Annotated in this window: 13 protein-coding genes and 2 pseudogenes; 3 read left to right on the forward strand and 12 right to left on the reverse strand. The window is 70.9% G+C overall.

Annotated features, from left to right (window positions below):
• The first annotated feature begins 67 nt into the window (after positions 1-67).
• Positions 68-976: a hypothetical protein gene (locus AB0D48_RS16070; protein ID WP_362396128.1), complete on the forward strand. Its 909-nt coding sequence runs from the start codon at positions 68-70 to the stop codon at positions 974-976.
• Positions 977-1,510: 534 nt separating this feature from the next.
• Here the strand turns inward: AB0D48_RS16070 and AB0D48_RS16075 are convergent.
• The 9 genes and pseudogenes from AB0D48_RS16075 to AB0D48_RS16115 all read right to left on the reverse strand — a co-directional run.
• Positions 1,511-2,236, reverse strand: a pseudogene (locus tag AB0D48_RS16075) (PIG-L family deacetylase); the annotation flags it as partial.
• A gap of 50 nt (positions 2,237-2,286) precedes the next feature.
• Positions 2,287-2,880: an NUDIX hydrolase gene (locus AB0D48_RS16080; RefSeq protein ID WP_362396130.1), complete on the reverse strand. Its 594-nt coding sequence runs from the start codon at positions 2,878-2,880 to the stop codon at positions 2,287-2,289.
• 215 nt (positions 2,881-3,095) lie between these two features.
• A complete protein-coding gene (locus AB0D48_RS16085; protein WP_362396133.1) occupies positions 3,096-4,250 on the reverse strand; it encodes a bifunctional class I SAM-dependent methyltransferase/NUDIX hydrolase in 1,155 nt (384 codons plus the stop codon).
• A gap of 37 nt (positions 4,251-4,287) precedes the next feature.
• Positions 4,288-4,866: a class I SAM-dependent methyltransferase gene (locus tag AB0D48_RS16090; RefSeq protein ID WP_362396136.1), complete on the reverse strand. Its 579-nt coding sequence runs from the start codon at positions 4,864-4,866 to the stop codon at positions 4,288-4,290.
• Positions 4,863-5,357, reverse strand: a complete 495-nt coding sequence (locus tag AB0D48_RS16095; protein WP_362396544.1) for a hypothetical protein — start codon at positions 5,355-5,357, stop codon at positions 4,863-4,865. Before AB0D48_RS16095 ends, AB0D48_RS16090 begins: the two co-directional genes overlap by 4 nt.
• Positions 5,358-5,403: 46 nt before the next feature.
• Positions 5,404-6,147, reverse strand: a pseudogene (locus tag AB0D48_RS16100) (MFS transporter); the annotation flags it as partial.
• A gap of 20 nt (positions 6,148-6,167) precedes the next feature.
• A complete protein-coding gene (locus AB0D48_RS16105) occupies positions 6,168-6,641 on the reverse strand; it encodes an NUDIX domain-containing protein (protein WP_362396139.1) in 474 nt (157 codons plus the stop codon).
• Positions 6,638-7,516 carry a phosphotransferase gene (locus AB0D48_RS16110; RefSeq protein WP_362396523.1) on the reverse strand — a complete coding sequence of 293 codons (879 nt, stop codon included), beginning with the start codon at positions 7,514-7,516 and terminating at the stop codon, positions 6,638-6,640. Before AB0D48_RS16110 ends, AB0D48_RS16105 begins: the two co-directional genes overlap by 4 nt.
• A 148-nt stretch (positions 7,517-7,664) precedes the next feature.
• On the reverse strand, positions 7,665-9,554 hold the full coding sequence (locus AB0D48_RS16115) for an ABC transporter ATP-binding protein (RefSeq protein WP_362396142.1): 1,890 nt from the start codon (positions 9,552-9,554) through the stop codon (positions 7,665-7,667).
• Positions 9,555-9,923: 369 nt separating this feature from the next.
• On the opposite strand from AB0D48_RS16115, the gene AB0D48_RS16120 reads away from it, so the two are divergent.
• The gene (locus tag AB0D48_RS16120; protein ID WP_362396145.1) at positions 9,924-10,484 is read left to right on the forward strand and encodes an NUDIX domain-containing protein; all 561 of its coding nucleotides are present in this window, start codon (positions 9,924-9,926) and stop codon (positions 10,482-10,484) included.
• A gap of 120 nt (positions 10,485-10,604) precedes the next feature.
• On the opposite strand, the gene AB0D48_RS16125 is transcribed toward AB0D48_RS16120, so the two are convergent.
• Genes AB0D48_RS16125 through AB0D48_RS16135 form a run of 3 tightly spaced genes read right to left on the reverse strand, consistent with a single transcriptional unit; the run spans position 10,605 to position 13,581 of the window.
• Positions 10,605-11,732 carry a hypothetical protein gene (locus AB0D48_RS16125; protein ID WP_362396148.1) on the reverse strand — a complete coding sequence of 376 codons (1,128 nt, stop codon included), beginning with the start codon at positions 11,730-11,732 and terminating at the stop codon, positions 10,605-10,607.
• Between the two features lie 9 nt (positions 11,733-11,741).
• Positions 11,742-12,659 carry a TauD/TfdA family dioxygenase gene (locus AB0D48_RS16130; RefSeq protein WP_362396151.1) on the reverse strand — a complete coding sequence of 306 codons (918 nt, stop codon included), beginning with the start codon at positions 12,657-12,659 and terminating at the stop codon, positions 11,742-11,744.
• A 28-nt stretch (positions 12,660-12,687) separates the two neighbouring features.
• Positions 12,688-13,581 (reverse strand): amino acid--tRNA ligase-related protein, encoded by an 894-nt coding sequence (locus AB0D48_RS16135; protein WP_362396154.1) that lies wholly within the window; start codon positions 13,579-13,581, stop codon positions 12,688-12,690.
• Between the two features lie 459 nt (positions 13,582-14,040).
• Here AB0D48_RS16135 and AB0D48_RS16140 point away from each other — a divergent pair, with 459 nt between their 5' ends.
• Complete coding sequence (locus AB0D48_RS16140; protein ID WP_362396157.1) at positions 14,041-14,181, forward strand: hypothetical protein; 141 nt, start codon at positions 14,041-14,043, stop codon at positions 14,179-14,181.
• The last annotated feature ends 54 nt before the right edge of the window (positions 14,182-14,235 follow it).

The following is a 14,235-nucleotide window of genomic DNA, read 5'->3' on the forward strand; positions in this document are numbered from 1 at the left end:
CTCGCAGTTGGGCCGGATTCCCGTGGACGCCTGCGGCGCACGCCGGGGCCCCGGCAGGATGAGGTCCATGTCTGACAACGCGAGTACCAGCCTTGATCTGGAGATGAGCCTGCTGCTCCCCTCCTCGGCACCGGACCCCTGGAGCGCTGCGGTCCACGAAGCGGCACGCCTTCTGGTCGGAGTCGACTACACGATTCGGCAAGGGAGTTGGGATCTGTGCGCACTGTCCCTCGCCGTGTACGCCCGAACCTACACCGGACGGCCCCCGCGGGAGGTGGACCTCAGCGACCTTCGCGAGGCGTTCTCCGGCCCCGCCGACCGTGAGCCGGGGATCATCAGGGAGATTGACGAGGCGCTCACGGCCACCGGGCAGGGCTACGACGCTCGCGCCCACAAGGGCATGCCGTTGTGGGACATCTTCCGAACGATCTGTGACCAGTACGGCGGTCGCATCGGAGCGAGCGCGCTGGCCGACGATATCGAGCCACCAGCACCCGGCCCCTCCCCGATGCGTGCCGCTGCCCAGCGCCTTGCCGAGGTCTTCGCCGAATACCCGTCGAAGGCCCGCGAGACGGCCACTGTCCCGGAGGTCGTCTCCGCTCCTCTCCTCTTGGAGTCCGAGCGGATCCAGATTGTGACGGGCAGCAGCACCAGGCGGCTCTCCTGCGTGCAGGGCGGCGAGATCATCGCAGTGCGGGTAGATGGCCCCGAGGCGATCCAGGTGTGCAACCAGGGGCACGAGTCGAAGGATTGGGAGCTGGACGCTGTCCGGGCTCGGCTGGCGTTCGCGCGCAACACCGGCGCCCTACCGTCCGCGACGGGCACGCACCAGCTTCAGGAGCTACTGATCGCCTCTACGACGCTGCCCAGGGACAGCGATCCGAGGCAGGTCAACGTGTTCCTCCGTCCTCAGGCAGAGCTCTTTGGGCGCGAAGACGTCCTCGACCAGCTGCGGCGCCTGGTGGACCGCCCCTGACGAGACCTCCGACGGAGACGACCTCCCGTAGGCGGTCGAAGTACGCCATGACTTGTTGATCGTCCTGCGGGAGCCACAGCGCGTGTGGCTTGATCCAGTCCTCGGCTGGGCCGTCTGCGTCACCCCACAGCCACTCTGGCCTCATGAATCGCCGCATCACAGCCCCTTGAACCTTGCGGACTTCTGGGCGAGTACCTCGGCGAGGAACCCGGGCGCCCGGGCCCCGAGCATCCGGTACAGCGTGACCATGCTGGTGATCGCGGTGTCCGCGACTTCCTCCTGGACCTGCAGCCAGGAACCCTGCGCCTTTCGCGGGTTCGTCCCCCAGGTGCCGACCACGGCCTGCGCGGATTCGCCGACCTCTTCGGTGAGCTTGAGGACCTGCAGCGTCCACTGCTGCTCCGGGGTCATCCCGCGCTCGGTGTCCAGGCCGGTGAACAGTTCGCCGAGCATGCCGATCGTGTCCCACACGGCCGGGTACGGCGGTTGCGGTGTGAGTGACTCCTGCACGGGGCCAGCCAGGGGACTGGTGTCCAGGCGGGTGTACCACTCGGTGGCCAGGATCCGGTGCCGGACGTCGTCCGGGACGCCGGACAGAAGAGCGGGCAGGGCACGCTGGCCTTCGACTTGGCTCCGGTGCGCGAGGATGGCCTCCCACTTCGTCGCCGCCACGGGTCCCAGGTCGACGCTCGCGGTGACCTGGTCGTCGGGGATGCTCCGGACCGTCTTGCCGACGCGCGCAAGAAGGGGGCCGAGGTCGCCGACGCCCGACTGCGGGTGCGTCGCCAGGTACAGGGCGCCTGGCGTCCAGGGTTCGCCTGCCTCGGGGTAGAGGTGGGGGAGACCGGCGGCGTGAACGGCGAGCTGGGTGACGCGGTGGGTGTGCAGGTGGTCGGGGTGGCCGGTCAGCTGGCCGTACTGGTCGTGGGTGATCACGATGTCCGGCCGCAGCTCACGCATGTGGCCGACGAGCAGCCCGACCACATCATCGAGGGGTGCGTCGCACAGGCGGGGCCGGCCGGGCGCGGACTCGGGAACGCGGGCGTCGGCGTAGCCGAGCATCCGGGGTTTCCCGGCCCCCAGGATCGCGAGGGCATCGGCGAGTTCGGCGGCCCGGTGCGTGTCGGCGGCCCAGGTGGCGGTGACGACGGCGGTCGCCGCGCCTGCGGCGGCGTGCTGTGCGAGGACGCCGCCAGCGAGGAGCACTTCGTCGTCGGGGTGTGCGAAGACTGCGAGGAGGGAGGGCTTTGGTTGTGTCACGGGTGTCTCCAGACAGAGGAGTCGGTGTGCGGGGACGTGGTGGTTGGCGGTTACGGGCTTGGTACCGAGCCCTTGTCGGTGGCTGCGGCGGGAGGGGCGGCGGACCTGGCGGTGGTGCGCTGCGCGGTCAGCAAGATCGCCGCGAGGGTGCCGGCCTCGGTGATCCGGCCGTCGCCGCACATCTCTACCGCTTCGTCCAAGGTGACCCAGCGCAGCTCCATGTCGGCCTCGCTCGGATCCCGGTGGTGCTCGCCGATGCTCAGGCCCCGGGCGAGGTACAGGTGCTCGCAGGTACGCGCGCCGGCAGGCATCCGCCACATCATCGTCAGCAGCTCGACCTCGGAGGCGCGGATCCCGGCTTCCTCAGCGAGTTCTCGGCGTGCGGCCGACAGGGGATCTTCGCCGGGCTGGCATCCGCCGCCGGGGCACATCAGCAGCCGTTGTCCGCAGACGTAGACGTTCTCCTCCACCAGGGCGATCCGGCCGCGGTCGTCAAGGGCCACGACGCGAACGCCGTCGGCGGAGTCGGTGTACTCGTACGTCCCCACGCTCTGGTCGGCGCGCCGGACCGAGTCCCGGCGCACCACCACCCGGACGCCCGTGTACTGGACAGTCGACGAGACCGTGGTCCAGCCATCGATCACGCCGACTCCTCCTTCCGGGTGTGCTGCCCCGGCTGGAGGCCCAAGGCTGCTCGGCGGGCGATCCCTCTGCCCGGCGGAGCGCAGTGGCCGCTCGGGGAACCGTTGTGGAACGTGTGCGAGGGCATGGCACTCCCAAGGTGGTGAGGGTGTTCTTGCGGTCGGTGTGTAGGTCCTGAAGGCCCCAGGCTCACGCGGGCCCCGGTGCCGCGGTCGGGCTAGGGCTGGCCGGACCGTTCGTAGGGCTGGAATTGGGCGGGCGTGTGGTCGAGGGGGAGGGCGGGGTCCCAGGCCGTCAGGCACTGGGCGCTCGGCACGAACAGCGGCCTGGGCAGTGCGTCGGCGGGCCAGAACCTCCAGGACCCCAGGGCTTCCTCACGCTGGTGGGGGGTGCCGGTCCAGCGGGTGACGAGGACGGGGACCGTGATCCGGACGACGTCGCCCACCCGGTCCAGGAGCGTGCCCAGCACTTGCACGCCATCGGGATTGGCCACGATGCCCGCCTCTTCGTGGAGTTCACGGACGGCGGCCTCGGCAAGGCTTTCGCCTGGCTCCACGGTGCCGCCGGCGAGCTCCCAGGCTCCGCGGCGGTGCAGCCCGAGCAGGATGCCTTGCGGGCCGTGGACGATCACGCCGACGCCCAGCGCGGCGGTCGGTGCAGGCGGAGCGCTGCTGCGCGGGCGGCTCGGTACCCGGTTGGGGCGACGGGCAGAGTACAGCCGGTAGGAGACGGTGCTGTCCGGCTGAGGGGAGTCGATCGCGGTGACCGACTCCATGATGAGGCCGCGCTCGCCGAGGAGGTCCTCCCACAGCTGCGGAGTCAGCGTCCACATGTTCACGGGATGGTCTTCGGTGGTGCCGGGCAGCCGCAGGATCTCGGGCCGCGCGGCCACCTGGGTAGCGGGGCCGACCCCGGCGGAGTTCGTGTGCAGCGCGGAGAAGAGCAGGCGTCCGCCGGGCCGAAGGGCGTTCGTGAGGGCGGGCAGGAGCCGGGCCGGGTCCAGGTACGGGACCGAGCAGACGGAGTAGATCAGGTCGTACGGATCGGCATCCCGCAAGTGGGTCACAGCGTCCGCGCACACCAGACGCAGGCCCGGGGTGTCCGGGTAGCGGGCGAGGGCGCGCTGGTGCTGTGCGGGGGAGGCGTCCACGGCGGTGACGTCGGCGCCCGCGGCGGCCAGGCGGGCGGCATGCCGTCCGAGACCGCTGCCGAGGTCGAGGACCCGAAGTCCCGATACCTCGCCCAGGACCTCGATTCCGGGCCCGGCGCCCTCGATTCCCCAGTTCCACTGCTCCAGTTCGGGCAGCTCGATCCCGCGGGCCATTTGGTGTGTCCCGTAGGTGTTCCAGATCGCGACGGTGTCCTTCTCCACGGTCGACAAGTCCTCCTTCAGGAAGCGGGGCAGGGGTTCAGGGGTGTAGGGCGAAGCAGCGGAGCACGTCGAGGTCGGCGGTCTGGACGCTGGACCAGCCGGAGGTGAGGAGTTCGGTGTCGGCGGGGCTGATCCCGAGGCTGTGGAGGGGGTCGGTGTCCTCACGGCGGCCTGCGATTTCGGTGACCACCCAAAAGATCCCTCCGGGTGCGAGGAGGTGGCGGACGCGGCTGAGGAAGGCCCCCTTGTCGTCCATCCACCGGTAGACCAGACGGCAGGTGATGAGCGCGTACGCGGGATCCGGCAGCGCCGTGAGGTCACCGGTGGCGATATCGGTGCACTGCCAGGCCGGCCCCGAGCCGGGCCGTGCGTCATGGGAGGCGGCGAGGTCGACGGCGCTGAGGGAGATGTCGATGCCGGTGGTGCGGTATCCGAGCTCGTGGTGGAGGTGGCGGGCCAGGGAGCCGTCGCCGCAACCGATGTCGAGGGCCGGGCGCCCGCGGCCAGCGCCGAGGCGCTCGTGCATCAGGCGCGCTTCGGTACCGTCCAGGTGCCGGTAACGCCGGCCCCCGGACCACAGCGCCTCCCAGTAGTCGGCGTTCACGATCGTCGTCACGATGCTCCTTCACGAGCGGGCGGCACGGCGGTCCGCGCGAGTGGGGAAGGCATCTCCCGCAGCGCGCGGACGGGGGAGAGGAGCAGGAGGACGACGGGGACGGTCTGGAGGACCGCGCCGACGGCGAGGGTGCCGCGTACGCCCAGGAGGAGGACCAGGGCGCCGGCGAACGCGGCGGCCACGGGTCGGGCTCCGGCGGTGAGCGTGGTGCTCGCGGCCTGCATGCGGCCCTGGAAGCGTGGCTCGCACAAGGTCTGTCTCAGGGACCGCTGGCTCGTCCCGGAGGCCGTTGCCCAGAACAACTGTGCGGCCAGCGCCGCTGCGAGGGCGATCTGCCAGGTGAGGCCGGGTCCGGCCAGCAGGAGGGGGATTTGCGCCAGCGGGCTGACAGCGAAGCCGATGATGATCGTCGGTCCGATGCCGATACGGGAGGCGATACGCGGGGCGAGGAGCGCCCCGGCCAGGCTGCCGGCCCCACCCACCCGCCCCACCCACCCCCATCATCACGCCGAACGCGCTCGGGGACACGCGCAAGCTGGTCAGCAGGAAGTACGCCCAGTACGTGTTCATAATCGCGAGACCGAAGCTCAGCGTGGACAGGGCAACGATCACCGTACGGATGGTGGGCTGCCCGGCCACGTAGCGCAGGCCCTCACCGATGTCCCGCGCGAGGCTGCCGCGGCCCTCGGCCGGTGCGGCGGCCGGCTCGGGGGTGCGGATGCGCCACACGAGAAACGCGGAGACGAGGTAGGACAGAACGTCGGCGAGGACCGAGCGGGCGGCGCCGACGCCGCCGACCAGAGCGGCGCCCACGTTGCTGCCCGCGCTGTCGGCCACCGACGAGGCTGCGCCCAGCCGCGAGTTCGCGTGCTGGAGCAGGTCGGCCTCGACGAGGACAGGCAGATAGCTGATGGACGCCGAACTGTGCACGATCTTGGCGATGCCGAGGACGACGGCGACCGCATACAGCTGGCCGATGCCGAGCACCCCGGCGAAGGCGGCGGCCGGAATGGTCACGAGGACTGCGGCAGCGGTGAGGTCCGCGGCGATCATCAGTGGGCGCTTGGCGTGCCGGTCCGAGAACGCGCCGGCCGGGAGCGCCACGATGGCGTTCGGGAGCTGACCGAGGAAGGCGAGCAGCGCGATCTGGGTGGTGGAGGCATCGAGATCGAGCACGGCCAGGGTGGGGAGGGCAACGGTGCTGACCGCCGAGCCCGACAGGCTCGCGCACTCGCTGCCGACGAGACGCCGCAGATCCGGGGAGACGCGCTTCCGCGCCATGGCCGGCTGGGTGGAGGTCGTCACCCTGCCTCACCACCCGGCAGCTGTGGGGCGATCACGTTCGCGTAGAGCTGGCCGGTGACGAAACGGGTCAGGACCTCATATGTGAACGGATGGCAGTCGGGCGGCGGCGCAGCAGGATCGACCCACACCAACTCGCTGTGCGTTTGCGGCTCGCGGTTGTACGGGGTGCCCTCCCACTCCCGCACCGTGAAGACGGCGCCGATCACCCGCTCGCCGTCCGCCGCGTGGAAGTGGGGCAGCTGGCAAAACCGCAGCCGGTCCGGGGCGAGGTGGATGCCGACTTCCTCGGCGAGCTCGCGCGCCGCACCCTCGTCGAGGAACTCGCCTTCTTCCAGGCGACCCCCGACCACGGTCAGCATCCCGGGGGAGTGCCACGACGTCTCCCGGTGCCGCACGGTCAGGACCCGGCCGTCGCCGGGGCGCTGGAGCAGGACCATGACGTTGCCGATGCTTCGGTGTACCGCGCTCACGGGCGGTCCTCCCTCATGAGGCGGTCCAGAGTCCGCCGGCCCCGGGCCGTGACGAGCTCGTCTCCGTTGTCCGGCCCCCAGGCCATGCAGTTGACCGCGTCCAGCGCGGTCAGGCAGCGCAGAGCCTGACGCTCGGCGTCGGTGAGCGACCGCCCGTACCCCCGCAAGAACGCCTTCTCGCGGTCCGGATGGTCGGCCCACTGGGTGGCCGTGAGGACGACGAAGTCCTGCACACGGGCCGCCGGCCGGGCCCGCTCGAAGTCGATGAGCGCCAGCACGCCCTCGGACACCATCCAGTTCCTGGGCTGGTTGTCACCATGGATGTAGCCGACGGGAACGGGGCCGACGCGACGAAGCCGGGCAGCGTGGTCCCGGATCAGCTGCCGCTCGTCCTCGGTCAGCCGGTCTCCGGCGCGAGCGAGGTACTTCTCCACTCCGTCTGCAGCGGCGTCCAGGGAGGCTTCGGCCGCGCCCCGATCGGCGCGGTCGAGTTCCCCGGCCTCGTGAAGCCGGGCACACAGCACTCCCGCCTGCTGGTGCACCGCCCGCCACTCGACGGCCTCCAGGCCGAGCTCCTTCGCCGGGGCGCCGGGGACCGCGGTGAGCAGCATGACCAGGCCCCGGGCCTGGCTGTCGACGAGCTGCGGTGCCCGGGTATGCCCCAAGGCAGGAACGACATGACGGTACGCCCGGCTCTCCCGCATGTAGAACTTCTCGCTGGGCGAGACCTTCACGTACCAGGAGACCCCGCCGATGCCCTCCCGCTCCCACACCCGGGAGCGGTCCCAGTCGTGCGAGGCGTCACGTACCGCCGCGACGGCCCCGATCCGTTCCTCCGCCCAGCGAAGCAGCAACGCGGGCAGGGGCTTCGACATCTGCTTCACGCTGCGCTTCCCTCCATGAACAGTGCGAGCACACGCCGGCCGCGCACCTCGGCCGCGTTGTAGAAATCAGGCACAGGCTTCTCCTCGGTGATGTGCGGCCCGCCGCCTCGCGCGCGGGCCGCAGGGGCAGGCGAAGTGGTCAGCGGTCCTGGGAGAGCGCGAGGAGCTCCGCGAAAATCCCACCGCCGTGGACAAGATCGTCAAAGCGGCCCTGCTCGGAGATCCGGCCGTCTTCCATCACGACGATGTGGTCCGCGATCTTCGTGTTCTCCAGGCGGTGGGTGACCATGATGGTGATCCGGTCGGCGGCGATCGCTTTGATCTGCTCGAAGATCAGGTGCTCACCGCGCGGGTCCATCTGGGAAGTCGGCTCGTCCAGGATCAGCAGCCCGGGCTTGCGGTACAGCGCCCGGGCGCACGCCTCGCGCTGCCACTGCCCGCCGGAGAACTCGACGCCACCCCAGATGTCGCGGGCCTGGAGGCTGTCCAGGCCGTCGGGGAGCTCTTCAATGGCTTCGCGCAGACCGACCGCGTCGATGGCCTCCCACACGGGGCCGTCGTCGTGGGTGCGGGGCTGGCCGAGGGTCACGTTCTCACGCACCCGCAGCGGCCACCTGGCGAAGTCCTGCGGGACCAGGCCGGTGCGCCGCCAGACGCTGCCCGGGTCGGTGGCGGCGAGGTCGCTTCCGTTCCAGGTGACCTTGCCCTTGTCGCTCAGGTAGATCCCTGTGAGCAGTCGCAACAGGGTCGACTTCCCCGAGCCGTTCGCTCCGACGATCGCGAGGATCTGCCCGCGTTCCAGGGTGAGGGAGACACCGTCCACCGCGGGGCGGTCCTTGCCCGGGTACTGGTAGACGACCTCGTCGAGCCGGATCTCCTCGACCGGGCCGGTGATCTCGTGCGGTCCGCGATGGGGAGTGCGGGCGGCGGCCTCGTCGAGGAAAGCCTGCATGTCGGTGAGGTAGAGGCTGGTGTGGAAGATCGCGGCGCCGTTGATGACGACCTGGGAGAGGGCGGCGAGCGCGGTCTGGACGGCGATGACGGCCGTGGCGGCGATGGCCGGTTCGATCCGGCCGGTCACCGCGAGCCAGGCGAGCGCTCCCCAGGTCGCCAGGAGGAACACGCCGCCGGCCAGCGCGGAAAGCAGGGAGATCCGCAGGGTTCGGGGCGCGGCGGCGAGGTTCCGCCGGTCGCACCGGTCGGACAGGGCCCGGTACCAGTAGACGAGGTAGTCGGTCATGCTGTTGGCGCGGACCTCGTCCCCGTATTGGGATGCGGTGGCCCACCAGCGCATCATCCCGCGCACGTTCCTGTCGGAGATGTTGGAGTAGTGGATCTCGTAGTCCACGCGGGCGGTCAGGACGGCGCCGATTCCGGCCGGGAGCACGGCGAGGAGCAGCAGGGGCAGCATCATCACGTTGAGCAGCGACAGGACGCTGCCGGCGGTGACCAGGCGGATCAGCGAGGACATGAAGCGCTGGGCGTCGGTGACCATCACGTGGGTGCGGACCACCCCCATCTCGGCCGCCTCCTGCCGGTCGGAGAAGCCGTCTCCGGCGTAGGCGGCGGCCTCGACCCGGCAGACCGCCTCGACCAGGGCGCTGTCCGTCTCCGAGGTCAGCCGGGGAGTGATCCGCCGCTCGGCGTAGGTGGCCACGGCCCCCGCGACACGGTTCATCGTGGCGGCGAGCGCGACCACGAGCAGCGCGGGCAACGCGCCTTGGAGACGGTCACCGGGACTTCCGGAGCCGAGTACGGGCCCCATGGCGCGGGCGGTGGCGGCCAGTAGCACCGCGGCGGATACGCCCGTGATGATCTGGCACCCGATCAGGAGCCGCACAGCCTGCCGGTCGGTCCGCCACGACAGGCGGCCGATCCGGGCCAGGACGGAAGGGAGCGTGGCGCACATCTTCCGGAAGGAGACCTCGGCGAGCGGATTGACGGAGTACTGCCCGCTGTAGGTGATCTCCGCCGGCGGAGGTGGAGGCGGTGTACCGGCTGGTTTGCTGTGGGCTTGGGATGTGGTCATCGGGTCCCCCTGGATCGCCGTTCGGATGCTGTCGGAAGCTCAACGACAGCCGCTGATTTTTCGAACACACGTTTTTCGGTCGGCCCCGAATTCCCGGGATACGGCGTGCGGCAGACGGTGGGGACTACACCGACCCGCCTCCCACAACCGCTGTGCCACGAAAGAAGGTTGGCCGAATCGCCGAGGGTCCCAAGCGCGGCACGGCAGCAGGCGCGTTGATGCGCGTTGGGCCGGGCGAGCTTGTAGAGTTCGAGGCTTCTCGTACGCCACGCACCCTTGTGGAGCTACCTGTGCACGTGCTCGGTGGCCGCCTTCGAGCGGCCGGTCTCGAGGGCATCTCCCATCGCGCCGAAGGGAGGGTGGGGACCCATGGCGATCACTGATTCCGACATCTCGAACGTGCTCACCGGCTACCTCGAACGCTACCCGCAGGACGCCGAACGGCTGGCCGAGCCGCTGCGAATCCTCGCCGAAGGCCAGGGGTTCGCCTCGCGGCGGACCTTCCCGCTGCACGTCACCGCCGGCGCGCTGTTGGTCCGCAATGGCACCGAGATCCTGCTGATCGAACACCTTGCGTACAAGATCATTTTGCAGCCGGGCGGGCATCTCGAACCGACCGATACCACGCTGCTCGGCGCCGCCCTCCGGGAGCTCTCCGAGGAGACCGGAATCGACCCCGAGCAGGTCGTCCCCGTCTCGGCGCACCCCGCCTATGTCGAGTTCGGCCGGGTCCCGGCCAGGCCTGCAAAGGATGAGCCGGACCACTACCACCTGGACATCGGCTACGCCTTCACGACGGCCGACGCCGAGGTCGGACGCATCCAGGAGTCCGAGGTGACCAGCGCCGCCTGGTACCCGCTGGATCTGGCAGGGCGCCTGGTCGGGCCGCGGATCGCGCGGGCGGCCACGGCGTCTACCGGGAGCAGGTAACCCCTTCGCAGGTGTTGGGGCAGAGACGTTCGGCGTCACGCCAGCTCCTCCTGATCCCCAAGGAGCTCGTTCGGTGGTCCGGACGGCGCCGGGCCTCTGCGCGCGGAGGAGCCGTCCTGGTCAGGCCGGATGGTTGGTGATGCGGAGCAACGTCGGGGGGTGGCGGCGGCCGTTGACCTGGAGTGCGAGGTGATAGCTGCCCGGGGCGAGGGCGGCGGTGCCGGTGGACCTCAGAGGGTGGGTCTTGGCCAGGTGCAGTGGGGTGCTCGCCTTGACGGTGGCCCGGATGAGGTGGGCGACCTTCTCCGCGGCCGGGGTGTCGGTGCGCGTCAGGACGTACATGACGTGCACCGGGGTGTCAGTAGGGGCGGTGAGGTCGGCTTCGAAGGCGAGGCCGTCGCCGAGCCGGAACTCGCTGTGCGGCAGACGGAGGGGGCTGACGCTGATCGCCGCTTGAGGGTCGTAGCCGGTCAGGGTGTAGGCGGGTGCCCAGCCGGCCTTGAGCCGGGCTTTGAGTGCCTCTCGGGTGATGAAGGCGAGTTCGGCGTCCGCGGCACGTCCTTCGGTGCGCCACCTGGTCAGGGTGGCGAGGACGAGTTCGGGGCGGGTGCGAGCGATGTCGCGCAGGTGGTTGGCGACCGACGTGGTCACGAAGCGGCTGCTGTCGGCGTACAGCACGTCGAGCAGCGGAAGAGCGGTGTCGACGGCCAGGCCGGTGCCGACGGACCAGGGCAGGTGAGGGCGGAGGGCTTCGCTGGCCAGGCGCCGCACCCGGTGGTCGGAGGCGGCGGCCCACGTGGCGGCGACCGCCAGAGTCGGCTGGGGGTAGGTGTTGAGGAAGGTGCGGACGGCGTCCTCGGCGGAGAAGTACGGGGTGAGGGTGGCGAGCGCGGCGAATGCCTGGTCGAGGTAGTCCGCGTGGAGCTGGTGGGCGGCGATGTAGGCGGAGTGCGGGGCGTAGATGTAGAGGCCGAAGTCGGTGTCCGCCCCAGCGGCCTCCGGGGTGGCCGGCAGGGAGCGCAGCAGGGTGTCGAGGGCGGCCAGCCCGGTGACGGGCAGATGCTGGTGCAGGCCCTCGGCGGTGTGGGCGATGCGTGCCTTGAGTTCCAGTCGGGGGAGGTCGGCGGTGACCTGGGCGGTGAAAGAGGTGGCGTCGAAGCCGGGGCAGGCTGCCTGCATCTCGCGCCCGATCCGGGCGATCCGGTCGGGGTTCAATGCCCGCTCTTTCATGGGCACTTGGGAACTCATTTGACCACCCTAGTGCCGGTTCGATCCGGAGGCGGGCGACTCGGCGGGGATTCCCCCGTCGGGGGTACCCAGGCAGCGTGTCGGCTGGTGGACGGCGGCGCGCACCAGCAGCCGCGGGTGGCGTGAGCTGTCGCAGGGGGAGGCGGTGTGCAGGACGGCGAGGTTGTCCCAGACGACCATGTCGCCCTGCTTCCAGCGGTGGGTGTAGAGGTAGTCGGGACCGGTGGTGTGGGCAAGAAGGTCAGCCAGCAGCATCCGGCCGTCGGCCTCAGACAGCCCCTCTACACGGGGGATGACCATGGAGCCGAGCAGGAGCGCGCGGGCGCCAGTGGCGGGGTGGACGGGGGCGAGCGGGTGGGTGACCTCGGGCAGCCGCGCGAGGGTGCCGACCTGCGTGGAGGAGTGGCCGCTGGCGGCGTCGGCCTGCCGGGTGGCGAGGTGCTGGACGGAGTGGACGGCGCTCAGGCCGTCGGCCCGGGCCCTACGGTCGTCCGGAAGGTCGGCGTAGGCGCGGGTGGCGTCGGCGAAGCGGGTCGCGCCGCCCTCGCCAGGGGTGATGACCGAGTACAGCAAGGTGGCGGCGGTCAGCTGCGGCTTGAAGGAGTTGTCAGCGTGCCACTCCTCCTCCTGGTCGCCGTCGTAGATGCCAATCGGCGTGCCGTCCTGGTGGATGTTGGAGACGACGGTGAGCCCGGGGAAGCCGGGGACGGTGTAGCGGCGCTCGGTGGCGGTGTCGACCTTGCCGAACAGGGAGGCGGCGGCCAGCAGGTCGGCGTGGTTGAGGTGCTGGTCGGGCAGGACCAGCACGCGGTGGCGATGCAAGGCGTCGGTGAGAGCGCGCGATGCGGCGGCGCCGGTCGTGCGGGCGAGGTCGGTCTCGACGCGAGCGCCGAATCCGCCGGGCAGCGGGGTGATCGCAAGGTCCATCGTGCCTCCGGGAACGAGGGGCGGGCGGCTAGAACTGGGGGGACTGGAGGAACGGGGTGATGTCGCGCAGCCCGGCGGATGCGGCGCACAGCCGTTCGATGCCGATGCCGAGGCCGGCGGTGTCCGCGGGCACGGTCCCGGCCTCGACGGCTTCCTGGGCGAGCTGCTGCTCGTCGTCGTAGAGCCCGACGGCCTTGGCGCGTTCGGTGAAAGCGTTCCGGTCCGTCTCGTCGGTGTAGCCGTGAACGAGCTCGATGCCGTCAACGATCAGTTCAAACCGCTCCAGGACGGCGGTGGAGCCAGGGGCCAGCCGGGCGCACGGCTCGTCGCCGCCGGTCGGGTAGTCGGTCAGGAACACAGCGCGGCCCACGGTGCCGGCCTCGAGTTCGAGGGCAATGTAGCGGCCGAGGACGTCGCGGAACGGCTCGCCCGCGTCGGCGCCGATCTGGGCGGCCATGCGCGGGTGCAGGCCGCCGATGGGCTCGGTGCGTAGGTCGATGCCGAACTCGGCGTGGACGTGGTCGGCGATCGAGAGCCGCTCGGGGGTGTAGGAGGGCAGGTGCGGGCCGACCAGGCGCCAGGCGAGTTCGGTCAGGTCCTCGAAGCCGAGGTGCGCGGCGTACAGGTCGAGCATCGTGAACTCGGCGGCGTGAAGGGCGTCCGGGGGCTCAGGCCGGAAGCAAGGGCCGATCTCGTACACCCGCGGGAGGTCGGTGCTCACGTTGACGCGCAGCGCCGGGCCGATCATCGCGCGCAGGTACCGGCCCTTGTGGAGGCCGACGGACGCGCGGCGGCCGGGCCCGAGGTCGGCGCGGCGGGCGACGGGGGTGACCAACTCGGTGAAGCCCTCGTCGTGCAGCAGGGCTCGCAGGCCGTGCAGCACGTGGGCCTTGGCGCGGATGGGACCGGAAAGCGCGGACATGCGTGTCCCCTCTCAACTCAGATACAGGCATGGCGAGTTCGCGACCGGGAGTGCTGCCTGGGCGGCGCGGTCCGCTCGGAGCGCCTCAACGTAGCCGGACGCCGCCGAGGCGCAGAAGACCGCGCGCACCGGTCGAGCGGTCCGGTGCGCGGCAGTGGCCGCGATTCCAGCGGCTCGCAAGGGCGTTTCACCAGGTCAGTGGCAGGATGGACGCAACGGACACGCAACGGACACGCAACGGACACGCAACGCCCCGGCGCGCCTGGCGCAACGTCACGACCCGTTGCAGTTGCCCTTGGTGCGGCCCTAGCGTGATGGCACGGCCACTCGGCGCGATGGCTTCACCAGCGCCCTCGGCGTAGCGCCCGGCCGGCTCTTTCGAGCCGCGCTCATCTCTGGCTCGACCATCCGATTCACCACGCGTGGCCGCGGCATGCCCGTGGCCCGAGAGGAGAGCACATGGACCAGGACCTCAAGCTCGGCATGCGCCCGGGCCAGGGCGTCAAGCTCGGCATGCGCCCCGGCGCGGGCACCGTCAAGCTCGGCATGCGCCCGGGCGAGGGCGTCAAGCTCGGCATGCGCCCGGGCGCCGCCGCCTGACCTCGATCGTCCTGATCGGCTGACGTGCTGCTGCCGGTGGGCGGGGCGCCCCGC

Source organism: Streptomyces sp. NPDC048269, assembly GCF_040652395.1.
GTDB lineage: Bacteria > Actinomycetota > Actinomycetes > Streptomycetales > Streptomycetaceae > Streptomyces.